We start from the raw sequence: 26,962 nt of genomic DNA, 5'->3' as shown, positions 1-26,962 counted from the left end.
ATTTATTTTTTTAATTCGGTTAGGTCTTTATCAATGTTTTCTGCTGCCCAAAATGAAAGCGCAGCCATAGTAAGTGTTGGGTTAGAAGTACCCATTGAAGGCATGTTTCCGCACCCTACTAAAAATAGATTTTTATGTTCATGGCAACGTTGGTTTCTATCTACAACCGAATTCTCCTTATCAGTTCCCATAATATGTGTACCAGCTAAGTGTCCTGCTCCTTGCCACCATAAAGATTCGCCTTTATATTCAATATAACCACCTCTACTAGAATCGTATTCTGTTTTGTTTTCTCCTTTTATAGTTTCAAAAAATTGTTCAGAGAATGATTTTGCCGCTAGCATGCCTTCTTTTTCATGATCTGTAATATTATAATTAATAATTGGACGATGATTACCTAATGCATCTTTATAACGGTCATCTATAGTTACACAATTATTAGATAATGCTTGTTGTTCTATTAAAAAGCCAAAACGAAATTCTTTTTGCACTTTGTTTAGTAGGCGTGCCCTTAATTTTTTTCCAAATAAATTTTCAGATAAACCATCAGTAAGTTCAGTGGTTGGTGAGCCAGCAGGCCAATTCCAACCCCAATTTCCTATTTCTACTCTAAACGCAGAACGATCTTTTCTAAACGCACCATCTCTTAAACTCGGGATTCCAGAAGTAGATCCTGGGCCACGGAAAGCTCCAATTTTCTCAGGAGCTAATCCCCATGTTAGTAATACAGGATGATCCATTAAGTTCTGTCCTATGTTTTTATTTTTAAAACCAGAAGCAAGCATTAATTTAGCATTCTCTACTGCATGAGCAGCTAAAACATAACGTTTTGCAGTAATTGTTTTTTCTTTATAATTAGGAGATCCGCCAGAGGTTAAAGCTTCAATATCGTCGTATTGTTTGTATTTAATCCCTTTTATATCTCCAGTAGTAGCATCGTACAAAATTTGAGAAGCCACACATTGTTCACTAATAATAACACCTTTGTTTACTGCTTTTTCTAATGTTTTTAAAGCATTGTATTTGGCTTGTACTGGGCAAATTGGTACACAAGCAGAGTTACCTTCGCAACGTTGTCCTAGATCTGGGTTGCCAACAGCTCCAACGGGTTGATAACCTTCTCCATTATTATAATTAGGATTGGGGTTACTGTTTCGTCCTTGTGGTGTGCTTACTACATCGTAACTATAACTTTCACCATCATAATTAAAAACTGCACCTTTAGTCCATTTCGTTAATTGCTTATCTAAATGGCTTTGAGGAATTTTAGTCATTGGATAGACATAATCCTCTTCAAAAGCAATACCCAAGTAGCTTTGTTCTTCGACATCTGCTGAGACACCAATTTCAAATTCTGCCATCCTGTAATACTTCATTAAATCATAATAACTTATTGGCCAGTTTTTACCAATACCAAATAAGTCTTGTTCTTTAAAATCTGAAGGAAGCATTCTTAAACAAGTTCCTAACCAATGTAAGGTTGTACCTCCTTTTGCACGTGTATAAGTGCTTTGAAAAGGTGCTGGGCCAAATTGTTTAAAATAACTATCCTTGCTAAATTGTTGAATTCCATCTTCTATATTGCCAACATCTGTAACTAAAGGTTGCGGAGCATTAGGATTTTGCGGATATGGAGAGTTAGGAATTTTTACAGTATTTTTATAATAGGTATGTAAATATGATCTGTAAGTTTCAAAACTAAAGTCTTTTTTTGCTCCTGCTTCTAAAATTAACACACTGTGTCCTTTTTCTGCTAGTTGATTTGCTACTATGGCACCACTAATTCCAGCACCAACTATTACTACGTCGTATTCTGTTTTTTTACTCATTATTATTTTGGAATTAGTTAATCTTTAGATGAAAATGTTAAAGGAGGGAAGCCCCAAGTTGCATAACCAGGTTGTTTGCCTCCCATAGGGTGCGCTGCTATAGCTTTCCATATTAAACCTTCTAAATAAGATTCAGAAGAAATTATATAGTTTTAGGGTTATATGTACCAACAACCCATTCACCTAAGTACCATAATTGAATAATTTGATTCACGGGGTGTTTAAAATTGCTATTATTCATTAAGTCAGTTATTTTTCTAGACTCTGTAACAGATAAACAATCTGGGTTTTCAACTTTAATATTTTTGAAAGCCTCTAAAACTGCTTCAAAAAGTTGTTTCCCTAGTTCTTTTTTTACAGTCTCGAAATAGGTTTGTAATAAACCAGTTCCTGCTAGATCTGCTTTAGAAAACCCAGTGAGTATAATGCTAAGGTTTTCAAATAAATCAATAGGTTTTTCTTTTAATTTTTTCATAAAAAATAGTCGATTTTTTTAAAATTAAGTTTTATAGATACAATGTATATAAATGCAATTCTTTTTTATAGCGTATAAATACCTGTTTTTATATAATAAATATTTATCAAGGTATAACTATTTTAATAAAAAAGAGTAGACCATAATAGTATCTTGTTGGTAGTTTGTAACTTAATGACTTGTATGGTTTTTGTAGACAATAAAAAACTACCATACATTCTTTGTATATTGCATGTATACTTACAAGATTTAAGAGACATTATGCAAAAAATAAAAGCTTTTATATATATATTGTTTGGGTTATGTGTACTATTAAGTTCTTCTCAAGAGCTTCCTCCAATAGAAGTTTATACTCCTGAGGCATATAAAGCGCAAAACCAAAATTGGGCAATATCTCAAGCTAAAGACAAAACGGTATATGTTGCCAACAATGCAGGTCTTTTAGAGTTAGATGGAGAAAGATGGCGCTTATATCCATCTCCAAACGAAAGTATAATGAGATCTGTAAATGCTGTAAATGGCTACATTTATTCAGGGTTTTATATGGAATTTGGATATTGGAAAAAAAATAATCTTGGAACTTTAGATTATACCTCACTGTCTAAAAAACTTAAAACCCCTTTAATAGAAGATGAGCAATTCTGGAACATAATTGCAGTAGAAGACTGGGTACTATTTCAATCATTAAACCGAATTTATATTTATAACCTAAAAACGGAAACATTTAAAATAATAGAGTCTAAAACGACCATTACTAAAATGTATGAAGTAGAAGGAAGCATTTATTTTCAACGCATTAATAATGGGATTTTTAAAATTGAAAGTGGAAAGGATATTTTAATGACTAATGCAGAACCACTAAAGGAAAACATAGTTGTAAATATCTTTAAAAGAGACGATACACTCTTTCTTGAAACACAAGATGATGGATTTTACACATATTATAATGACATTTTAAAACCTTGGGAAGCTCCTATAAATAATGAACTTAAAACACTAAGTATATATAACAGTATACAGTTGCATGATGGCAGTTTTGCTTTAGGAACAATCTCTAGTGGAATAATTATTTTAACAAAAGAAGGAAAAGTTAAATATAGAATTAACCAAACTAATGGCTTAAGTAATAATACAGTTCTTAGCCTATTTCAAGATATAGAGCATAATATATGGTTGGGATTAGATAATGGAATTAATTGTATGAACATGAATTCTAATTTTAAAGTATATAATGATTATAGAGGAGAATTGGGAGCTGTTTATGCAGCAGCCGTACATAAAGAAATTTTATACTTAGGAACAAATCAAGGCCTGTTTTACAAGGCACTAAACAAAAATGAAAACTTTACATTTATAGAAGGAACTCAAGGTCAAGTATGGTGTTTATTGGAGTTAGATGGAAAACTATTTTGCGGACACAATGCAGGAACTTTTATTGTAGAAAAAAATAAAATAGAAAAAATTTCAAATATTCAAGGTACTTGGAATATTAAAGCGATAAAAAACAACCCTAATGTATTAATACAAGGAAATTATGATGGATTATATATTCTGAAAAAGAATAATAATAAATGGCAATACAGTCATAAAATAGAAGGCTTTGATATTTCTTCTCGTTTTTTTGAGTTTATAAACAATAAAGAACTCTTTGTTAGTCACGAATATAAAGGTGTTTTAAAAGTTAAGTTAAATGATAACTACACAAAAGCGTTAAACATAGAAATAGAACCAATTAGTAAAGGTTTAAAATCTAGTCTATCTAAATACAATAATAGCATTCTTTACGCCTATAAAGATGGTATTTTTAAATATGATAGAGAAACGAAAAAGTTTTTAAAAGATACGCTTTTAATGAGCCTATACAATTCAAAATCATTTGTATCTGGAAAATTAATAGTTGAGCCTAAAACGGACAGACTATGGGGGGTTTCTAATAATGAAATTAGTTTCATATCTCCAGGAAAATTTAGTAAAACACCAGAATTAAGTAGTATTCCATTACCTTACGAACTGCGTAAAAGTACTATTAGTTTTGAGAATGTTATTTCTATTGATAATGAACACTATTTATTAGGAACTACTTCTGGTTATATCCTAATAAATCTAGAAAAACCTTTTGATAAAGAATATAAAACAAGAATAAACTTAATTACCAAAAATAAGAACAGGAATAATGATGTTATTGAATATGTAGATAAATCGATTGCAGGTCGTTTTAATAATGATGAAAATAACATTGAGATATTTTACAGTATTCCAGAATATAATAAATATCTAAAAGTAGAATACCAATACCAACTAATAGGTATTTACGATAACTGGAGTGAATGGAGCTCTAACTCTAGCGAACTATTTGAAAACTTACCATACGGAGATTATACTTTTAATGTAAGAGGAAGAATAAATAATAATCGTACACAAAATACAGCAACATACTCTTTTACAATACAACGGCCATGGTATTTGTCAAATGCTATGATCGCTGTATATGTTATTAGTTTGATATTATTTTCTTTAATGATGCATAATATATATAAACAATATTATAAGAAACAGAGAAAAAAATTGCTAGAGCAAAAAAATAAAGAATTAGAACTAAAAGAACTTGCCAATCAAGAGCAATCTATGCGTTTTAAAAACGAAAGTTTAACTAAAGACATAGAAAGTAAAAATAGAGAATTAGCAATCTCTACAATGAGTCTTATAAAAAAGAATGAATTCCTAAATAGTATTAAAAATGAGTTGATTAATATTAAAGATGATAAAAAAATAAAACCAGTAATTAATATAATTGATAAAAACCTTAACAATACAAACGATTGGGAATTGTTTCAGGAAGCTTTTAATAATGCAGATAAAGACTTTCTTAAAAAAATTAAAACACTACACCCTGTATTAACTCCTAACGATTTGCGTTTATGTGCATACTTAAGGTTAAACCTATCATCTAAAGAGATTGCTCCACTGTTAAACATATCTACAAGAAGTGTAGAAGTTAAACGCTATCGTTTAAGAAAAAAGATGAATTTACCACACGAATCTAGTTTAACAAACTACATCATTGAATTGTAAGACCGCAACAAGACATTAAAACACCTATACATCACCACAACATTTTAATTAAATAGTATTTTTGTTTAATAATTTAGTATATTTATTAAACAATAAATAAGCTGTGATTTGCTACTATTATTAAGGATTTCTCAATTTTCAGTGATAAATTTTGAATTGTATGTTTTTTGTAGTGGTAAAATTTATCATTTTCACAATAGCTAACCTTAAATTTACAACAAGGCAAAACACTATATATAACAGCCAACTTAAATTAAACATTAATATGAGAAATAATTTTCTAATACTAATTACCTTCTTATTTGCAACTTCTGTCTATGCACAATCAAATGTGGTAGAAGTTAAAAGTACTACAGAAGGCAAGAAATTAGTAGTCAATGGAGAAGACTTCATGATTAACGGAATGAACTGGGATTATATTCCTATAGGGACAAACACAATAAATGCAAATTTTTGGAAAAAGTCTGACGATATAATTAAAGCTGGGCTTGATAAAGAAATGTCTCTTTTAAATAACATGAATGTAAATGTAATTCGTCAATATACAGGAGTTCCAGCAAAATGGATTCAATATATATACGAGAATTATGGTATTTATACAATGCTTAATCATTCATTTGGTAGATACGGATTAACCATAAATGGTGTATGGACGCCAGTAACAGATTACTCTAACCCAAAAACACAAGAACTCTTACTATCTGAAATAAGAACGCTTGTAGAAGAGTATAAAGGAACCCCGGGATTATTAATGTATTTATTAGGTAATGAAAACAACTACGGACTGTTTTGGGCAGGAGCAGAAACAGAAGACTTTCCTGATGAAGAAGAGAAAAAGCGCGAAGTAGGAGAAAAAAGAGGAAGACCAATGTATAGGTTAATGAATGAAGCAGCCAAAATAATGAAGTCTATAGATAGCTCTCACCCAGTAGCAATTTGTAATGGAGATGTTTTATTTATAGATATTGTAGCCCAAGAATGTAAAGATGTAGATATCTATGGAACCAACACATACCGTGGTGCCTCTTTTACAGACATGTTTAAAGTTGTTAAGGAAACTTTAGATATGCCATTAATGTTTACCGAATTTGGCGCAGATGCCTTTAATGCAATAAGCAATTCCGAAGACCAAAAAGCGCAAGCATATTATATGGTTAATAACTGGAAAGAGATTTATGAAAATGCAGCAGGTTTAGGAAAAGCACAAAACTCTATAGGAGGATTTACATTTCAATTTAGTGATGGTTGGTGGAAGTATGGTTTCGATGATAGAAAAAATGCAGATGTACACGATAATAATGCTTCATGGGCAAATGGAGGTTACGATAAAGATTTAGCTCCAGGCGAAAATAACATGAATGAAGAATGGTTTGGTATCTGTGCAAAAGGACCAACAGACGAAAGAGGACTATACGATTTATACCCTAGAGCAGCCTATTATGCTTTAAAAGAAGCGCACAAAGTAAACCCTTACGAAAAAGGCATGTCGTTAGAATTTATACAAAACTACTTTAAAAACATCCAACTTATGGATGCCGTTTTAAGAGCTAGGGGAGATAAAGCAGCAAGAGGAGGAGGAGATAATAAAAAACTAGGAATTAGTCAGTTAAGAGCAGAATTTACAACATTTAACACAGGAGGAAGTCTGTTAACTACACCAGATAATGCAGATCCAGATAACCGAGTTTTTCCAGATGAATTAGGGTTCGACCACATGCAATCGTATTATGTTGGAGTAGAAGGAAAACCATCGGCTAATATGAAAGCAAATGTAAATTTCAATATTTTAGGAAATGTTGCAGATAACCCAATCGATGAAATATTTTATGAAAATAGAGGACGAACAGTATCGGTAAATACAGACGAAGGAAACTTAGACTTAACAAATATTAATAGAGTTCAAGTTTACAATGCAGAATTCGAATGGAATGCTAAAGATTTCGATTTAAGAGGATTCTACCGTACAGGACATTACCATTGGGGATACGAAGGCGATTTTTTTGGTCTATACCCAGAAGCAAATTATGGCCCTAATTTAGATATCTATAATGGCGAGATTTTAGGTATAGAAGTAGATGGAAAAAAAGCACTAAAAGGCTTAAAAGCAGCTTTTGGACCACAATTATGGTGGGGAGCCAATCCAGCAGTATTATTAAAATACCACAGAAAAATTGGAAAGTTCGATGTAGCAGGTATTTACCATGAAGATATAGATGATGCAGGAGAAGCAATAAGTACATTTGCTGTACCAGTACCAAGAACAAGAAGAGCATCAGTTTCAGTAGAAAGAGAAATAGGAGATTTTAAAATTCAATTGGGAGGTCTTTGGGCTGGAGAACCATTAAATGGAAGAACATTTCAAGTCGCAAAAGGAGAGCCAGGAAACTATGTAATATACACCGATAAAATTAACACTGAAGATAATTGGGGAGCTAAAGCAAAAATTACTTACCAAAAAGGCGCTTTTAATTGGTACGCACAAGGTGCATACCAAGGGCTAGTAGCAAATGGTGGCGCAGACCAAACCCAAACATTTACAGGGTGGAGACTTAAAGATAGTGGTAGTGGAAACCAAACAAACATTTTATCTGGTTTTGCATATACCTTTGGTAAATTTCAAATAGCACCAAACTTTTTATGGCAAAAACCATTGGTAGCCGCTATGCCTAACGATGTAGGTGGCGTAGGAAGATTAAGAAACATACAAGACGACCCATTTGCAGTTAGAGCCAATAGAGAAACTACAGCAGGAGAACTATTATTAACCTACGATCCAACCCCAGGGACTTGGATGTACGAATGGGATAATGATAGAGCAGAAGATGCCAAATTTGCAATGAATTTAGGCTTTGTATTCCGCCATCACCCAACAGCACAAGATGCAGCAATTGGATTTTTAAGCGATCGTACATCTTTTGCATTTCCAAATTCGGCACCAGCACAAGATTTATGGGAAGTCCATTCTCGTATAGTTTCAAAAACAGGACCAGATTTAGGCTTTATAGCAAACCTATATGGAGGAAACGCTCAAGCAAATGGAAGCGATACAAGACTAATAGAGCGATTTGGTGGAGATGTAAGAGTTATTTATAAAAAAATAAAATTAACCTATCAAGCAAAATTTAACGATTGGGGACCATTTGATTATCATAGAGACTTTAACCTAACATATCCAGCTCAATTTATGTTAGACTTATCAACTACAGTAGGCAAACCAGACTGGTTTATATTACCAAATACAAGAGTTGGAGTAAGAGGAACATGGAGATCGCTTGATGAATTTTCACCACGATACGCACCCAATACAATAGCACCAAACACATTCCCGCCAGTACCAACATTAAGTCCAGTAGGCTTTGATAATGGAAGCGAATGGGAAATAAGAACATATATACATATCAACATAGGAAAATAAAAGACGAATATGAAGACTAGAAAAAATACTTATTCAAAAATCATTCTCTATGTAGGATTGATTGTTATCATGGCCAGTAGCTGTGAAAGAGACCTTTCAGACGAAGCCGAATTCGCAACATACCCAACAACCCCAGAAATCTTTACAGATAGTTTTGTGGGTGGTTTAGACTATTTTCCATTTACAGGATCATTAGCAGAAGCTTTTTCTGTAGACACAAATGAAAAATATTTAGGCTCAGCATCTATGCGTTTCGATATTCCACAATTTGGAGTAGGATATGGAGGTGCAACATTTCCAAGTGCATCACCACGAGACTTATCAGGTTACGATGCTTTAACATTTTGGGCACGAGCATCACAAGGAGCAGATATAAACGAAATAGGTTTTGGAATTAATGGAGATACAAACAATAAGTTTCAAGTAACCATGCAAAACCTACCCATAACAACCATGTGGACTAAATATGTAATAGCTATACCAGATGCTACGAAACTAAATCAAGAAAAAGGAATGTTTTGGTATGCAGAAGGTGCAGAAAACCCATCAGACGAAGGCGGTTATACTTTTTGGATAGATGAGCTAAAATTTGAAAAACTAGGAACAATAGCACAACCACAGCCAGCAATTTTAAATGGAGAAAACCAAGTACAACAAACCTTTGTAGACACTAACATAACACTAACAGGTTTAACACAAACGTTTAACTTAGGATCAGGAGAAAACCAAACCACCACAGTAGCACCATCATATTTTACATTCACATCAAGCGATACAGATATAGCTATAGTAAATGAGTTAGGAGTCGTATCTGTAATAGGAACCGGAACAGCAACAATTACTGCTAGTTTAGGAAATGTATTAGCACAAGGTTCCTTAACAATAGAATCTTCAGGAGCATTAGCAACAGCACCAATACCAACACAACCAGCAAGTAATGTTATCTCAGTTTTTAGTAATGCCTATACAAATGTGCCAGTAGATTATTTTAATGCAGGCTGGACAGGCTCTACAACACAAACAACAGACATTAATTCAGGAGGAGACGATATAAAATATTATACGCAGAATAATTTTGTAGGCATTGGTTTTGAAAACCCAACAATAGATGCCTCAGCAATGACGCACATGCACATAGATATTTACACAGATGACATTATTAGTGGAAATTTCGAAATACAAATTAGAGACCGTGGAGCTAATGGACAAATAGACTCTGATAATAACGGTTTTCCAACAGTAGATGATGCCGATTTAAGATACTCGGTGAGTAGCTTACCTCAAGGGCAATGGACATCTGTAGACATTCCATTAAATGGAAACTTAGCAACACAAAAAAATAATCTAGCATTACTAGTTTTTGTAGGAGGAGTGCCTAATTTTTATATAGACAACATCTACTTTTATAATTAAAGAGAACAATTTAAAACAAATAAAAGATGAATAATAAAATTAAAAATAAAAGCAGCGTAGTTAAAGGAATTGCCCTGCCTTTTATAATAGTGTTATTGCTTACTACTATAAGTTGTTCAACCGATGAAACCCAAACAGTAGCTAATTTTCAAACATTAGTAATAGCAGACGAATTTAATACAGATGGAGCACCAGATAGTTCAATGTGGACATACGATATTGGTACAGGAGCAAATGGCTGGGGAAATAATGAATTGCAATACTACACCGATAGAACAGAAAATGTTAAAGTAGAAAATGGCTATTTATTAATAACAGCTAATCAAGAAGATTTTGAAGGTGCATCATACACTTCAGCAAGAATAAAAACACAAAATTTATTTGAAAGAGCCTATGGTCGCTTTGAAGCACGTATAAGATTACCCTATGGAAAAGGATTATGGCCAGCCTTCTGGTTATTAGGCAATGACTGTGAAACAAATATTTGGCCGCAATGTGGTGAAATAGATATCATGGAATATTTAGGCGATAATCCAACCACAATATTTGGAACTGTACATGGACCAGGTTACTCAGGCGGAGAAGCAATCTCTAAAGATTATGTTTTAGAAAACGACCGTTACGATACAGGATTTCATGTATTTGGTATAGAATGGGGACCAGACTATATAAACTATTATGTAGACGATGCTCTATACCAAACGATAACACCACAAGATGTACCTGGAGAATGGGTATTTAACCATCCGTTTTATATAATTTTAAATGTAGCAGTAGGAGGCAATTTTCCTGGATCTCCAAACAATGAAACAGTTTTTCCACAAACGATGCTTGTAGATTATGTACGAGTTTACCAATAACAATAAATACTAAAAAAGAATATTATGAAATATCTAATCAAACAAACTAAAATACTTGTACTATTAGTTTTAGCATTTACCATAACGGGATGTGAAGATGATGACCTTAAATTACCCGAAGTAGTAGCAGGATTTACGCACACTATTAACCAAAGTAATGGTAAAGTTACCTTTATAAATACATCAACAAATGCAGACTCTTATTCTTGGTCTTTTGGAGACGGTAACAGCTCTTCAGAAATTAACCCTATAAAACTATACGCATCAGGAACATACACCATAACTCTAGAAGCTAAAAATGTATCTGGAGCTACAGATACTTTCGAAGATACTATTACTATAGCAATTCCTGAGGCCATAACAATACCATTTAATTTTGATGAAAATTTGGTAGTTTATGAAGCAACAACATTTAATGGTGTAGTATTTAATGTTGTAGAAAACCCAGACCTTTCAGGCACTAATACTGTAGCATCTAATGTAGGTGCAATAACAAACAGTGGAGCAGCTTTTGAAGGCCTATTCTTTGAATTAGGAGCGCCATTAGATCTAACCACAGATAAGTCAGTAAAAATGAACTTTTGGGCTAACGTACCAGTAGATATTTTATTAAAGTTAGAACAAGGAACAGCAGGAGATGTCGAAACAACAGCTAGCCATAGTGGATCTGGTTGGGAAGAACTTATTTTTACTTTCGATTCTGCCGCAGAATACTCACAATTTACACTATTTGTAGATGGCCCAGGAACAACAGCAGGTACATTTTATTTTGATGATGTAGCACAAATACCTACAGTAGATTTAACAGCACCAGTAATTACATTAAATGGAGATGCAATGATGAATGTAATTGTAGGAACGTCATTTACAGATCCAGGAGCAACAGCTACAGATAATACAGATGGAGATATTTCAGCGAGTATTGTAGTTGGAGGCGATATGGTAGACACAAATACAGTAGGAACTTATGTAATAACCTACGATGTTAGCGATGCAGCAGGTAATGCGGCAGATCAAGTAACAAGAACGGTAGAGGTAAACACAGCGCCAACAGCACCAACAACTTCAGCACCAGTACCACCAGCAAGAGACCCAGGAGATGTTATCTCAATATATGGAGGCGCTTACGCTAATATAACTGTTGATAATTTCGACCCTAATTGGGGACAATCTGGACACATGCAAGTAAACACAGCTTACGATCCAGGCGATGGAAATTTAGCATTAGCATACCCTAATTTTAATTATCAAGGAACAGATTTTGGATCTGGAGGACCACAAAATGCATCAGCAATGGAGTTTTTACATGTAGATATATGGACACCAGCAGATCCAGCAGCAACAGATATACAAGTAAGCCCAATAAATAATGGAACAGGAGCAGGAGAAACACTAGTGTCTATACCTTACACAACAGGAACATGGACAAGCGTAGATTTACCTATTGCCGATTTTACAGGAATGACCTGGGATAGTGTTTTCCAAATGAAATTTGCAGCAAATGGTCCAGGAAGCACAGTTCCAGTAGACATATACTTAGATAATATTTACTTCTACAGAGCTCCAGGTGGTGGAGGTGGAGGTGGAACAGGCACTACACTTTTAGGCTTTGAAGATAATGTACCATTTACAGGTGCTTTCGATGGAGGAGCAAATGGAGCTATAGCAGCTAACCCAGACCAAAGTGGTATAAATACATCAGCAAATGTTTACCAATTTAACAAAGTCGTTAATTCAGCATGGTATTCTGGAGCCTTTCATATTTTTAGTCAAGATTTAGACCCAACAGCAGGAACGACTTTTAAAGTTAAAATGTGGTCGCCAAATGCAAATATTAATGTGAGATTTCAATTAGAAAAAGAAGGAAATCAAGGCCCAATAGTTACATACAATGTAGAACAAAATTTAGCACAAGCTAATACATGGGTAGAACTTACATTCGATTTCTCTACAACAGCAATAAATCTAGCAGATGGCTATGATAAAATTGTGATATTTCCAGATTACGATGAAACCAATATGGTACCTGTAGCTACAGAGGCTATATATTATATAGATGATGTAATTCAAGAATAGCTCCCAATCGAAATGATTTTTTTGAATTAAGAAAAGGTCGAGTATAATCTCGACCTTTTTAAACATGCCCAATCTAAACACTGCTTTAAGCTAGAAAATAATGATTAATACAATTTTAGAAGAAAATATAAAACGAGAGGTTACCCTAGAAAAAGTAACACTTAATGGCGAACATTTTTTTAAGATTTCAAATAATGATGAAATGCGCCCATTTTTTATGAGTATTGTTAGCGATTCAAATCATTGGATGTTTATTTCTAGTAATGGAGGTTTAACCGCAGGAAGAAGAAATTCAGAATTTGCATTGTTCCCTTACTATACAGATGATAAAATTACAGAGAGCGCAGATACAACAGGAAGTAAATCTATTTTTAAAATAGATAAAAACGGAGCAATACATATCTGGGAACCATTTTCAGAACGTTATGAAGGCCTGTATAAAACAACACGTAATTTATATAAAAACAGTTATGGGAATAAGATTTTATTTGAAGAAATTAATCACGATTTAGAACTAACTTTCCGTTACCAATGGAATTCAAGTAACACTTATGGTTTTGTACGTAAAAGCCAATTATTAAATATAAGTGTAACTACCGTAAATGTTGAAATTCTAGACGGTATTCAAAATGTTTTACCCTATGGAGTAGGTAGTGATTTACAAAATGCAAGTAGCAATTTAGTAGACGCTTACAAAAGGAGTGAATTAGAAGAACAATCTGGCTTAGGCATCTTTGCATTAAGCGCCATTATTGTAGACAAAGCCGAACCAAGCGAAGCCCTAAAAACCAATGTAGTGTGGTCTCTTGGATTAAATAATCCTAAATATTTATTGTCGTCACTTCAACTAAAAAACTTTAGAAGAAAACAAGTTTTAAAACCAGAAGTAGATATAAAAGCAGAAAAAGGAGCATATTTTGTGAATACAACGCTAGAACTAGCACCAAAATCTGATAAAAATTGGATGCTAATTGCAAATGTAAACCAAGACCATTCAGATGTTGTAACTCTGTCTGAAAGCATACAAAATGAAAGTAATTTACAAGATAAGATTGATGCAGATATTACATTAGGAACAGAACGCTTAATAAACTTAAATGCATCCTCAGATGCAATACAACTAACAGCAGATAATGCAAGAGATACACGCCATTTTTCCAACACATTATTTAATATTATGCGTGGTGGAATTTTTGATAATAATTATACTATAGAGAAATGGGACTTTAAAAATTATATCTCTAGGGCGAACAAAAAAGTGGCACGAAATAACGAACAAGTTATAGAGCAACTTTCTAAACAGTTTTCGTTATTTAAGCTTAAAGAAATAGCTTTAAATACAGAAGATAAAAACTTTCGCCGCTTATGCTTAGAGTATATGCCATTAAAATTTAGTCGTCGTCATGGAGACCCTAGCCGCCCTTGGAATAAGTTTTCAATAAACACACGTAATGAAGATGGATCAAAAATATTAGATTATGAAGGTAATTGGCGAGATATATTTCAAAATTGGGAAGCTTTAGCCCATGCATATCCAGAGTTTATAGAAAGTATGATTCATAAATTTCTGAATGCCACAACTTTCGATGGTTACAACCCATACAGAGTTACAAAAGGAGGGTTCGATTGGGAAATTAGTGAGCCAGATGACCCATGGAGTTATATAGGCTATTGGGGAGATCATCAAATTATTTATTTGCTCAAGTTTTTAGAATTTATAGAAAACCATCAACCTAAAAAACTAGAAAGTCTATTTAACAAAGATATGTTTGTGTATGCAAACGTACCCTATCGTATAAAATCTTACGAAGACATTCTTAAAAACCCAAAAGATACTATAGAATTTAATGAAGCACTAGACCATAAAATACGAAGAGAAAGAGACGAATTAGGAGCAGATGGTGCTTTACTACGTGATGAAAACAGATTTATTGTTAAAGTAAATTTTATAGAAAAAATATTAGCTACAACGCTAGCAAAATTATCCAATTTTATTCCAGAATGTGGCATTTGGATGAATACCCAAAGACCAGAATGGAACGATGCTAATAATGCACTAGTAGGTAATGGTGTTTCTATGGTAACACTTTACTATTTAAGACGATTTTTAAGTTTCTTTAAAACCATTTTTGATGGCACAACATTAGAGTCTGTAGAAATTTCAAAAGAACTCGTTACATTATATAAAGCTGTATTTAAAACGTTTAAAACTCATGAGAACTTACTGTCTAGTAGCTTTAAGGACGAAGATAGAAAGCAAGTTTTAGATGGTTTAGGTCAACCAGCAAGTACATTTAGAAACGCTATTTATAAGCATGCATTTTCTGGCAGAAAAGAAACACTTACACTACAATCTTTAAAAGAATTTGTAGGTATTAGTTTAAAATATTTAGAACACGCTATAGAGGCAAATAAGCGAACAGATAACCTGTATCACGCTTATAATTTAATGACTGTTACAAGCAATAGCAAAATTACTATATCATATTTAGAAGAAATGCTAGAAGGGCAAGTAGCCTCTTTAAGCTCAGGGTATTTAACCGCAATAGAAGCACTAGCGGTTTTAGATGCAATGAAAGCTAGTAAGCTTTTTCGTTCAGATCAATATAGTTATTTACTGTATCCATATAAGGAATTAAAAGGGTTTACAGAACGAAATAACATTCCTAAACAAGCTGTAGAACAATCTACTGTATTAAAAACTTTACTAGCAAGCAATAACACTCAAGTAATAGAGCAGGACAGTCGTGGTAATTATCACTTTAATGGTAATTTTAAAAACGCAAATGATGTAAGTGAAGCATTAAGTAACCTTTCGCAATCCATACCAAATGAAGAAAAAGAGCGTATTCTTCAAATTTTTGAAGACGTTTTTAATCACAAAGCATTTACTGGACGTTCAGGAACGTTCTATGGTTATGAAGGCTTAGGCTCTATTTATTGGCACATGGTTTCAAAACTGCAATTAGCCGTTCAGGAATGCTGTTTAAAAGCAATTGAAAATAATGAAACTCCAGAAATTATTGGTCGTTTATTAGAACATTATTACGAAATAAATGAAGGCATTGGTGTACACAAATCACCAACATTATATGGCGCATTTCCAACCGATCCTTATTCGCATACACCAGCAGGAAAAGGAGCGCAACAACCTGGCATGACAGGACAAGTAAAAGAAGATATACTAAGCCGTTTTGGAGAATTGGGTGTTTTTGTTTCAAGTGGGAAACTACATTTTAATCCGTGCATGTTACGTAAAAACGAATTTTTAAAAGAAGATAAAACAGTAACATTTATCAGTACCTCTCAACAAAAGAAACAATTAAAACTAAATAAAGGCATGTTAGCTTTTACATATTGCCAAATTCCCATAATCTATAAAATTTCTAATGAGCAGAAAGTAGAACTTATTAATAGTAGTGGAGAACACTTAATATTTAATGGCTTAAGCCTAGGGGCAGAAACTAGTAAAAAAATATTTAAAAGAACAGGAGAAATAGTAGAGATAACTGTACATATTAAAGACAACCAATTAAAATAGAATAATGAAAAAGCGCACAACATATTTTATGTCCATTTGTATAGGGATTATTATGTTTTCGTGTAACAATTCAGAAAAAAAAGAAAGCAAAGTACAACCTGTTATGGAACAAGAAATGTTGAGTGCTGAAGAAATTTTGGGCAATCCAAATTATTTAGCCATATCGTATGGAGGTTATCGCGGAAAAACAAGAGAGGCGCAACCAACAATTAATGAACTTAAAGACGATATGAAGTTATTGTCGGCAATGGGAATAAAAATAGTACGTACATACAATGTACAATTACAACAAGCACCAAACCTACTTAAAGCAATACAGGAGTTAAAAGAAGAAGATCCAGATTTTGAAATGTACGTAATGTTAGGCGCATGGATAGATTGCCTTAATGCTTGGACAGATAAAGCACCAGATCATAATATAGAAAGCCCCAATAATGCAGCAGAAATAGAGAGAGCAGTAGCACTTGCAAATAAATATCCAGATATAGTAAAAATTATTGCTGTTGGAAATGAAGCCATGGTAAAATGGGCAACTAGCTATTATGTATTGCCAGACGTTATTTTAAAATGGGTTAACCATTTACAAAACCTAAAAAGAGAAGGAGAATTACCTAAAAGCTTATGGATTACAAGTTCAGACGATTTTGCATCTTGGGGTGGAGGAGAAGAAAATTATCATACAGAAGCATTAAAAAAGTTAGCAAAAGCAGTAGATTATATATCTATGCACACCTATCCTTATCATAACACACACTATAACCCAGCGTTTTGGGGTGTTAGAGAAAAAGAGGCACAACTTCCAGAGACTAAAAAAATTGATTTAGCTGTAGAACGAGCAGTAGCATTTTCAAAATCGCAATACGATAGTGTAAAAAATTATATGAAAAGTATTGGCGTTAATAAACCCATTCATATAGGCGAAACAGGTTGGGCTACAGTTTCTAACGGATTTTATGGACCAAAAGGCTCTAAAGCAACAGACGAATATAAACAAGGCGTCTATTATAAATTAATGAGAGATTGGACTAACCAAAATGGAATGTCTTGTTTTTATTTTGAAGCATTTAACGAACAATGGAAAGATGCACATAATCCAGAAGGCTCCGAAAATCATTTTGGATTATTTACAATAGATGGTAAAGCAAAATATCCTATTTGGAATTTGGTAGATAAAGGCATTTTTAATGGATTAACCCGAAATGGTAATACCATTGTAAAAACCTATAATGGAAATAAACAGGAACTAATGAAAACAGTGTTAGTACCGCCTATGAGAGTTAATACTCAATAAAGAACAACATGTTAAACCAAGTATTATGAAAAGAATAAATGGGTTTAAATACATCTTTTTTTTACTTCTTATGACGAATTGTAGTGAAAAACCAGAGCAGTTAAATGTTGAAGTCTATGAGACTTCAGCAAGCGGAAATAAATTAACTAGAATCACTGAATTTATCACTGAAGATTCTGCTTCTAAAATAAAAATTTTACCAAACAAAGAATTTCAAACTATAACAGGTTTTGGTGGTGCTTTTACAGAATCGTCGGCTTATTTACTAAATAAACTAAGTAAAAAAAACAGAGACACTATATTAAAAGCTTATTTCGGTAAAGAAGGTGCTAGATATTCATTAACAAGAACGCATATGAACTCTTGCGATTTCTCTTTAACGAATTACTCATACACTCCTATTGAAGATGATATAGATTTAAAGCATTTTACGATTAAAGAAGATAAAGATGATTTAATTCCTATGATTAAAGGTGCCATGTCTGTATCTGAAGATGGCTTTAAAATATTTGCTTCACCTTGGACCGCTGCACCTTGGATGAAAGATAATAACAATTGGGTAGGAGGGAAACTACTGCCAAAATATTATAATACATGGGCTTTGTTTTTTTCAAAATATATAGAAGCTTATAAATCGGAGGGAATAGACATTTGGGGATTTACCGTAGAAAACGAGCCACATGGTAATGGTAATAATTGGGAAAGTATGCATTTTACGCCAGATGAGATGACACATTTTGTTCAACACTACCTAGGACCAAAGTTAGAAGCCGATGGTTATGGAGATAAAGTTATTTTAGGTTACGACCAAAATAGAGCAGGTTTAAAAGAGTGGGTAGATTCTATGTATAAAGATGAAGCATCATCTAAATACTTTGATGGTACAGCTATACATTGGTATGAGAGTACTTATGAAGTTTTTCCTGAAGCCCTACAATATGCACATAATAAAGCACCAGATAAATATTTAATTGAAACAGAAGGCTGTGTAGATTCAGAAGTTCCTAAATGGCAAGATGATGCTTGGTATTGGAAAAAAGAAGCTACAGATTGGGGTTGGGACTGGGCAAAAGAGGAAGACAAATATCTACACCTAAAATATGCACCAGTAAACCGTTATGCAAGAGATATAATAGGCTGTTTAAACAATTGGGTAGATGGTTGGGTAGATTGGAATATGGTGTTAGACAAACAAGGAGGTCCAAATTGGTTTAAAAATTGGTGTGTGGCTCCAGTAATTGTAGATCCAGATAAAGATGAAGTTTATTTTACACCGCTATACTACACAATGGCTCATTTTAGTAAGTATATAAGACCTGGAGCAAAAGTTTTAGGCATTGATAAAACAGATGAATCCATTATGGTTTGTGCAGCAAAAAATCCAGATGAGTCCATAGTACTTGTTATGTTTAACGAAACGGATAAATCGAAAAACTTCACATTGTCTTTAGAAGAAAAGACTGTAGATATACAAATAAGCGCGCAAGCCATTCAAACGATAATTATACAAACTAATTAAATAATAATGTTATGCCAAATATTAAAACACCAGCTAAAGATAAAGTCCCTGTTGGGCAAAAGTCAGCCTTTGGTGCTGGTCACTTTATTTTAAATATTTTACCAGGTACTTTAGGCGTCTTTATTCAGTTTTTTCTATTAACAGCATGGGGAGTAGATCCTTTATGGGCTGGTCTTTTAGGTGGGTTGCCAAGAATATTTGATTCAATAACAGACCCAATAATGGGGTTTATTTCTGATAATACAAAATCTAGATGGGGGCGAAGAAGACCCTATATTTTTATAGGAGCTATTATTAGTGGAATACTCTTTTTTTTAATGTGGCAATTAGATGATAATGCATCACAAACCTATATTATTTGGCATGTAATGGTAATTCAAATTCTATTTTTAATAGGGAATACAATGTTTGCTACACCATTGGTCGGGTTAGGTTATGAAATGACATCAGATTATAATGAACGTACTCGTATCATGGCATTTTCTAATACTATGGGGCAGGTTGCCTGGATGATTGTACCTTGGCTTTATGTAATTATTCCAGATTCAAATACATTTAGTACACAAACAGAAGGCGTAAGAACAATGGCACTTATTGTAGGTGCACTTTGTGTTGTGTTTGGAATTTTGCCAGCTTTATTCTGTAAAGGCATAGATTCTTCTCACATGGAGAACCGAAAAGAGATTAATTTAAAAACACTATCTGCTAACATGAAAGAATTATGGGCAGGAATTAAGCAAGTGTCTAAAAACAAGCCCTTTATGAAGCTTTGTGGAGCTACGTTTCTAGTGTTTAATGGGTTTCAACTTGTAGCTGCATTTGGTGTATTTATCATAGTGTTTTATATGTACAATGGTAGTTATGAAATGGCTGGTACATGGCCTGCTTGGTTTAATACTATAAATGCAATTATAACAGCAATTATGGTAATACCAATAATTACAAGAATGGCTAATAAATGGGGTAAGAAAAAAGCATTTATAATTTCTACAATATTATCTATTGTCGGATATATTTTAAAATGGTGGGGCTTCGATAAGGAATTAAACAGTCAATTTAGCCAAACGGATATAGGTAAAAGCTTAAATTCTGGTATTGGTGCTTTATTCGAATCATTAAATCCTATGTTAGACAGCATTGGTATGTCTTGGTTTAGTATAGACCCTGGTAGCGAAATCCCATGGCTTATATTTTTACCAATTCCATTATTTGCTTTTGGAATGGGAGGTTTATTCACATTAATGATGTCTATGACTGCAGATGTTTGTGATTTAGATGAATTAGAAAATGGTATGCCTAGAAAAGAAGGGACTTTTGGAGCTATTTATTGGTTAATGGTTAAGATTGGACAATCTATAGCACTTGTTCTTGGAGGAGTGATTTTAAGTATTGTTGGGTTCGATCCTAATGCGACAGAACAATCAGTAGAAACAATGACTAACTTGAGAATAGCAGATATTGTTGTACCGGCTTTTACAGCAGGACTAGCCGTATGGGTTATGTGGAAATATAATTTAAATGAAGGGAGAGCTAGAGAAATAAAAGCTGAACTTGTTAAGCGAAGAGGAGAATTATAAATAATAATAGAAATAGAATGTCATATAGAGGAAATCATAATTACTTATTAAACAACACCAATTTCAACAAGCATAACGGTGTAAATTTTAATGAATATTCTAAAGAAGCATTAGTACAATTGTGGAGAGAAACTTTAAAAAATGGCATGCATGGATTATGTTTTAGTATGTATGAAGATGGTCAAGAACCTGGAGATACTATTACAGAAGCACAAGTAGACAGGCGCATACAAATTATAAAGCCTTATACAAAGTGGGTGCGCTCGTTTTCTTGTATTGAAGGTAACGAACACATACCTCGAGTAGCTCACAAACACGGTATAAAAACATTAGTTGGTGCTTGGCTAAGCGACGATTTAGAAAAAAATGAAGAAGAAATAGAGGCTTTAATAAAATTGGCTAAAGAAGGTTGTGTAGATATTGCTGCGGTTGGTAATGAAGTGATGTATAGAGAAGAATTAACCGAAGAACAATTGCTAGAATATCTCTATAAAGTAAAAAAAGCTTTACCAGAAATTCCTATTGGTTATGTAGATGCCTATTACGAATTTTCTCATCGTCCAAAAATCACAGAAGCTTGCGATGTTATTTTATCCAATTGTTATCCCTATTGGGAAGGATGTAGTATAGAAGATTCACTAAACCATATGCAGCAAATGTTTGGGCAAGCAACTAATGCTGGACATGGAAAAAAAGTAATTATAACTGAGACAGGGTGGCCAAGTGAAGGAAGCAGTTTAAGAGGAGCAGTAGCCTCTAAGGAAAATGCAATGCGTTATTTTATTAATGCCCAAATGTGGTGTAAAAAAGAAGGTATCGAATTATTTTATTTTTCATCTTTTGATGAATCTTGGAAAGTAGGAGATGAAGGAGACGTAGGCGCCTATTGGGGGCTTTGGGATAAATACGAAACGTTAAAGTTTTAAATGGTTAACCAATAAGGTATTAAATAAAATATTCTGAAAAACTCTAAAACAGCTTGTGTAAAGAACACCGTTTTTACAGAATAATAATCTGTAAACTTTAGTGTTAAAATAGAGTATATATATTATACATAAATAATTTATTATAGCTTATATAAGACTGTAAAGTGAGAATTATTGCGTATATTGCATAAGTGAAAATATCTTTAAAAAGAATTTTTACTATCTAAAGACTTTTTTTGAGGGACTGAGTCTTTATATAAAACCATCCATACTTATGGGTGGTTTTTTAGTTATTATATAAATTAAAATTTTACAGAGTTTTCTTTATAAAACGGTATAAATAAATAAAAACTAGTATAATAATTATAGAAAATAAAATATAATTAATTATTGGTAATTTACTCTCTGTTTTAAAAGGAATGCTATTGGTGTTTCCATTAACAACAAAACCAGCCCAATAAAAAGGCTTTGTTAAGTTTACGTCTGTAGTTTGTTGTAAATAGTCTTTTTTGGCATTAGCTAGTGCTTTAGCTTTATTTTCTCCTTTTTTTAAATGATTATAAAAACTAATCATTATAGTTTTGGTAGTCTTATCGGGAACACTCCATAGACTAGCTACGTTTGAAGGGACTCCAGCAAATGTAAAAGCCCTACTTAAAGAAGTAATGCCGTTGTTGTTTTTAATAAAGTCTTTGCCCGTATTGCAAGCACTTAATACAACTAAATCTGAATTTAATTTTAAACTATACAACTCCTCTAAATACATTTTATTTTCTTTAGTATTTTCTGAAAAGGAGAAGTAACTTAGTTCAGGCATCTCCGTATTTATATTAGCATGCATTGCTAAGTGTATAACTTTTGATGATTTACTATTTTTAATAAAGTTTTCTTTAGAAGCATCATTTGCTTCAAAATGTTTGGTTTTAAATAATGTTTGTAATGCTTTTGTTTCCTCTTTTGCACCTTTAAGATGATAATTTTGGTCTCTATAATGCTCTGATAAATTATTTTTAATGACGTAGTTTGGAGTAAAGATTAGTAAATCGTTTTTTTGATGATTTGCTTGTTCTTTTTTAGTATTTAAAAACACTAAATGTGGTGAGTATGCAATAGACTTTATTTCTACTAAATACTGTTTGTTATTATTTACTAAAGTTTCAAAGGGTAGGTGACTTATGCTAACATCGGGTATAATTGTTAGTGTTTTATAGGTTTTTATACTAAGTGGAATAAGGGCATTATATAAAACATTAGCTAAACTTATATTATCGCCCATATTACTAATTGTTTTATAGTAGGTGTCGAGTTGTTTTAAAATAGTTTTAGCGTTATTAATTTCAAAATAATTAATACTATCTTTTGTTACTGTAAATAAAAATAACGCATCATTACACTTCTTATACCTTAAGATTAAGGCATCATTAGCCATGTTTTTTTGTAAATCTTCTATGTTATAATTTTCGTAATTAAAAACACTAATTAATGGATATTGTGTTTTTATTTTGTATAAGTGATCGTTAAGCTTATTTTTTAATAATTGTATTGCCTCTTTATTTTTAGATTTTTTTGCATTTACAAGTTTACTTCTTAGTTCAATTTCTTTATACTGGAGAGAATCGGGTATAATAGATGTTTTTAATTGTCTATTTAAATTAAAATGTTTCCAAGCTAATCTATTCTCTATAGTTTCTATAGTATTTAGTATTGTTTTTGGTGAAATATTAGAGTTATAACCAAGCCCTTTTGTTTTTAAAATACCTTTAATAGCTGTGTCGTAATAGGTTTTTAACTTATTGTTTAAATAACTTTCTTGATAACAGTTTTTAAACTGTTTTAACCCATTATAATATAGTTTAGAAGCTAGAGAGGTTACAATAGAATCTTTTGGATATTTTTTTACAATAATATCCGCCATTTCAACTAGTAACCCAGTTTCGTTTATATCTTGACTTGGTGAAAAATTTGAAAAATCTTGGCGTAAAGGAATAGAATCTGTATGTATTTCATTCATTACCTTATTTAAAAAACGTAAAGCTTTTTCTTTTTTATTTAATGCTAAAAAAATATTGACTTTTTCTGCATAAAAAAAAGAGAGCCTATGGTCTTTTAGGGGAACATTACTAATAATGTTATTTAATATGTTAAGCGCTCGATGGTATTTTTTATCTAGTTTATATGCTTTTGCTTTATTAAATAAAAATTGGGTATAGTTATCAATATTGGTTTCTTTATCTATAGTCCTTATGGCATTATCTAAATAATAATGTGCTAATTTAATATCCTTTTGCGATACGTTATTTTTTCTTAAAAAAAAGTCCCCTGAATAATTTAAAGCAATGGCATACATTAAATTTTCTGTAGGATTAAATGCTTTATTCTTTTTTAGTTCTAAAAAAGCTTTAATAATATTTGAAAGTTCTATTTCATCTTTAGTTGAAAATTCTATTTTGTTATTAATAATAGTACTTTTTTTATATAAAAATAATACAGGCTTAGAAGCCGAATTATTGGTGTTAATAAGCTTGTCTTTGTGTTTATTATATAAACTATAAGCCTTTTGTATATAGTCGTTAGCTTTTTCATTAAAACCATAATATGACGCCTCACCAGCAAGATCTGCATAAATAGAAAGTAGATAATCATAATCTGGTTTACTAACAGATTTTAACACCTCTAATGCTTTTTGTGAACTTTTATAAGCAAATAATCCAGCACCTAAACTATATTCAGAAAAAGCACGCTCGTAATACATTTTTCCTTTATGATTTTTTCCTTCGTCTGTATCAGGGCAGTTTGCTATAGCTTTATTGTAGGAAACAATAGACGCTTTATAGTGCTCTAAATAATATTGTGAAGCACCTTTATAAAAATATAACTCGGCTAGAGCCAAACTGTCATTTGCAGTATTCAACACCTTTTGTTGCTTAATTAAAGCATTACATTTGGTAAGAGAACTATTATAATCTCCATTATTATATAGCGTAATAATATTGTCTAACGCAGTCGTTTTAAGTTCCTGTGCTTTAATAAAGAAAGGAATACACAGAATTAACAATAGATATAGTTTAGAGTTTGCTTTATAACAGTTAAAATGTGAGGTATAGATTTGCAAAATGTACTATTAATAAATTGAAAATATTGTATAATGTTTAGTTGAAGTAAGATAATAAAAACCTTTCTTTTTAAACTTTAAATAAAACGTATTCTTGTTAATTGCTTTCGTATTGGATAATTATAGATTTTAAATGTGTATTTACTGGATCCCAGTTTTGTCCATTTAGGGGTACAACACGTACTACATAAGAGTAATTAGCATTGTTGACTACAATAGAAAGTCCAGATATAATTTCGGTTCTATTGCTACTAGAAGAACCAGAAGACGTTGCAGTACTAATAGTAGATATTATATTTGAGTTATTATTAACACGCGTTAAAGAAAATTGAAAATTTGTAGTACTAGAATTATCTAAATAATTAACCGTATAACCAGTAATAACAGAGTTATCAGGAATATGTATAACACCAGTTACAGCTCTTTCAGGAGTATTGTCTAGTAGTTTAACAGTACTATAATTACGTCTTAATTCGGCATCAGGAAAACTAGCCTCAAAATCATAAGGACTAATAGTGTAATTTTGAGTCGTGTTTGTTGTAGTTATTAAGTCGCCGTTGGCATTAACTTTTACATTGCGAGTATCTGTGCCAGATAAATTTTGAATATTTACAATACCATTTCCCATAACTTTAAAAATAGTATTCCTATTGGCATTTACAAGCCCAGAGTTTCCGTTTCCAATCATAAATAAGGCATTGTCATCGGCTTCATTAAATTTTCCAATGGCTGTAGAAGAGTTGCCAGAAGCAATAGTATTTTGCCCTAAAGCAGTAGAATTTACTCCAGAAGCTAAGGTGTTTTTACCAAAAGCGGTAGAAAAAACACCTACATTATTGTCGTCCCATGTAGAGCCACCTAATATGTCATTAGACCAACCAGCTCTAAAAGCACCTTTAGATTTGTTAAAGTATAATCTAGAATTATCATAACTTATTTCATCTTGATTATTGAATTGATTGGCTCCTAAAATTAAACTACCGTTTTCTGTAATTAAAAATGCATTTTGTCTTGTTGCATCATCAGTACCATTTCCTATAATAAATAAAGCATTAGTTTTTTCTATATTATATTTTCCAGAAATAAGTTGGCCAACATTATTCGATTTAGTTCCTAACCCAGTAGTTAATGATGCATAGCCATTTGCAGCTGTATTAACACCAGTTGCCATAGAATAGGAGGTAAGTGCTTCTGTATTATACCCAAAAGCAGTAGCGCCTATGCCGCTGGCCTTTGTGTTTCGTCCACCAGCAAAAGAGTATAAACCTCTATTGCTATCGTTCCATTGTGTACCATCTACAGTACCAGCTCTAAAAGCAACTTTACTTTTATCAAAAAACAATCTGCTATCTAAATTTATATTATTAGAATCTTCTGTGTTGTTGCTACCAATTATAAAATCGGCATTAGTGTTAATTCCAGAAACTACATTAGGGCTTGTTTCTGCAAATGGGCTTGAGTTTGCTGTGTTTTCTGCATATAAAGCATAAGGGACAGCTCTAAACTCGCTAGTACCAATGGTTACAAAACCACTGCCAGTGTCTATTTCTGTTTTTAAAAAATGTTTATCTACCCCCCAATTTATGGTTGTAAAGTCTCCTGTTATATTTACACCTTCACCTATATTGGCTATTAAAAGACCATAAGTATTGGTGTTGGTAGTGTGGGTTTCTTTGTAAACTTCTACAGTAGTACTAGCGCCTTCAAGAATTGTAAATTGTACTGTAACCGATTGGTCTATTACAAGTTCTCCTCCTGCATCTCTCACTACAGCTTGATAATTAAACGATTGAGAAAAACTAGAAGAAACCATGCCTAGAAAGAGATAAAATAGTATAGTTTTAACAGACATAATG

The 26,962-nt window shown here is 32.5% G+C and carries 14 protein-coding genes; 10 read left to right on the top strand and 4 right to left on the bottom strand.

Annotation, left to right across the window (positions count from 1 at the left end; all coding sequences use genetic code 11):
* Positions 1–2: 2 nt before the first annotated feature.
* A complete protein-coding gene (locus tag ACVC08_RS18635) occupies positions 3–1,829 on the bottom strand; it encodes a GMC family oxidoreductase (RefSeq protein ID WP_452603192.1) in 1,827 nt (608 codons plus the stop codon).
* A 142-nt stretch (positions 1,830–1,971) separates the two neighbouring features.
* Positions 1,972–2,304: a hypothetical protein gene (locus ACVC08_RS18630; protein ID WP_452603191.1), complete on the bottom strand. Its 333-nt coding sequence runs from the start codon at positions 2,302–2,304 to the stop codon at positions 1,972–1,974.
* Between the two features lie 261 nt (positions 2,305–2,565).
* On the opposite strand from ACVC08_RS18630, the gene ACVC08_RS18625 reads away from it, so the two are divergent.
* The 10 genes from ACVC08_RS18625 to ACVC08_RS18580 all read left to right on the top strand — a co-directional run bounded on the left by ACVC08_RS18625 (position 2,566) and on the right by ACVC08_RS18580 (position 21,994).
* Complete coding sequence (locus ACVC08_RS18625; RefSeq protein WP_452603190.1) at positions 2,566–5,376, top strand: triple tyrosine motif-containing protein; 2,811 nt, start codon at positions 2,566–2,568, stop codon at positions 5,374–5,376.
* Between the two features lie 265 nt (positions 5,377–5,641).
* Positions 5,642–8,791: a glycoside hydrolase family 2 TIM barrel-domain containing protein gene (locus ACVC08_RS18620; RefSeq protein WP_452603189.1), complete on the top strand. Its 3,150-nt coding sequence runs from the start codon at positions 5,642–5,644 to the stop codon at positions 8,789–8,791.
* A gap of 9 nt (positions 8,792–8,800) precedes the next feature.
* Positions 8,801–10,204, top strand: a complete 1,404-nt coding sequence (locus ACVC08_RS18615; RefSeq protein WP_452603188.1) for a glycosyl hydrolase family 16 — start codon at positions 8,801–8,803, stop codon at positions 10,202–10,204.
* Positions 10,205–10,230: 26 nt separating this feature from the next.
* Positions 10,231–11,064 carry a glycoside hydrolase family 16 protein gene (locus ACVC08_RS18610; RefSeq protein WP_452603187.1) on the top strand — a complete coding sequence of 278 codons (834 nt, stop codon included), beginning with the start codon at positions 10,231–10,233 and terminating at the stop codon, positions 11,062–11,064.
* Positions 11,065–11,088: 24 nt separating this feature from the next.
* Positions 11,089–13,140, top strand: a complete 2,052-nt coding sequence (locus ACVC08_RS18605) for an immunoglobulin-like domain-containing protein (RefSeq protein WP_452603186.1) — start codon at positions 11,089–11,091, stop codon at positions 13,138–13,140.
* Positions 13,141–13,240: 100 nt separating this feature from the next.
* Positions 13,241–16,681, top strand: coding sequence for a hypothetical protein (locus tag ACVC08_RS18600; protein ID WP_452603185.1), 3,441 nt, complete (start codon positions 13,241–13,243; stop codon positions 16,679–16,681).
* Between the two features lie 4 nt (positions 16,682–16,685).
* On the top strand, positions 16,686–17,972 hold the full coding sequence (locus tag ACVC08_RS18595) for a glycosyl hydrolase family 17 protein (RefSeq protein WP_452603184.1): 1,287 nt from the start codon (positions 16,686–16,688) through the stop codon (positions 17,970–17,972).
* Between the two features lie 70 nt (positions 17,973–18,042).
* Positions 18,043–19,491, top strand: coding sequence for a glycoside hydrolase family 30 protein (locus ACVC08_RS18590; protein ID WP_452603434.1), 1,449 nt, complete (start codon positions 18,043–18,045; stop codon positions 19,489–19,491).
* Positions 19,492–19,502: 11 nt separating this feature from the next.
* Entirely contained in the window at positions 19,503–21,068 is a 1,566-nt protein-coding gene (locus tag ACVC08_RS18585) for an MFS transporter (protein ID WP_452603183.1), read from the top strand.
* A gap of 17 nt (positions 21,069–21,085) precedes the next feature.
* Positions 21,086–21,994 (top strand): glycoside hydrolase family 17 protein, encoded by a 909-nt coding sequence (locus tag ACVC08_RS18580; RefSeq protein ID WP_452603182.1) that lies wholly within the window; start codon positions 21,086–21,088, stop codon positions 21,992–21,994.
* Between the two features lie 310 nt (positions 21,995–22,304).
* On the opposite strand, the gene ACVC08_RS18575 is transcribed toward ACVC08_RS18580, so the two are convergent.
* Both ACVC08_RS18575 and ACVC08_RS18570 read right to left on the bottom strand, forming a co-directional pair.
* On the bottom strand, positions 22,305–25,049 hold the full coding sequence (locus ACVC08_RS18575) for a CHAT domain-containing protein (RefSeq protein WP_452603181.1): 2,745 nt from the start codon (positions 25,047–25,049) through the stop codon (positions 22,305–22,307).
* A 154-nt stretch (positions 25,050–25,203) separates the two neighbouring features.
* On the bottom strand, positions 25,204–26,958 hold the full coding sequence (locus tag ACVC08_RS18570) for a hypothetical protein (RefSeq protein WP_452603180.1): 1,755 nt from the start codon (positions 26,956–26,958) through the stop codon (positions 25,204–25,206).
* Between the last annotated feature and the right edge of the window lie 4 nt (positions 26,959–26,962).

It is taken from the genome of Pontimicrobium sp. MEBiC06410 (genome assembly GCF_053601615.1).
This window is presented reverse-complemented; position numbering and strand designations above follow the sequence as displayed.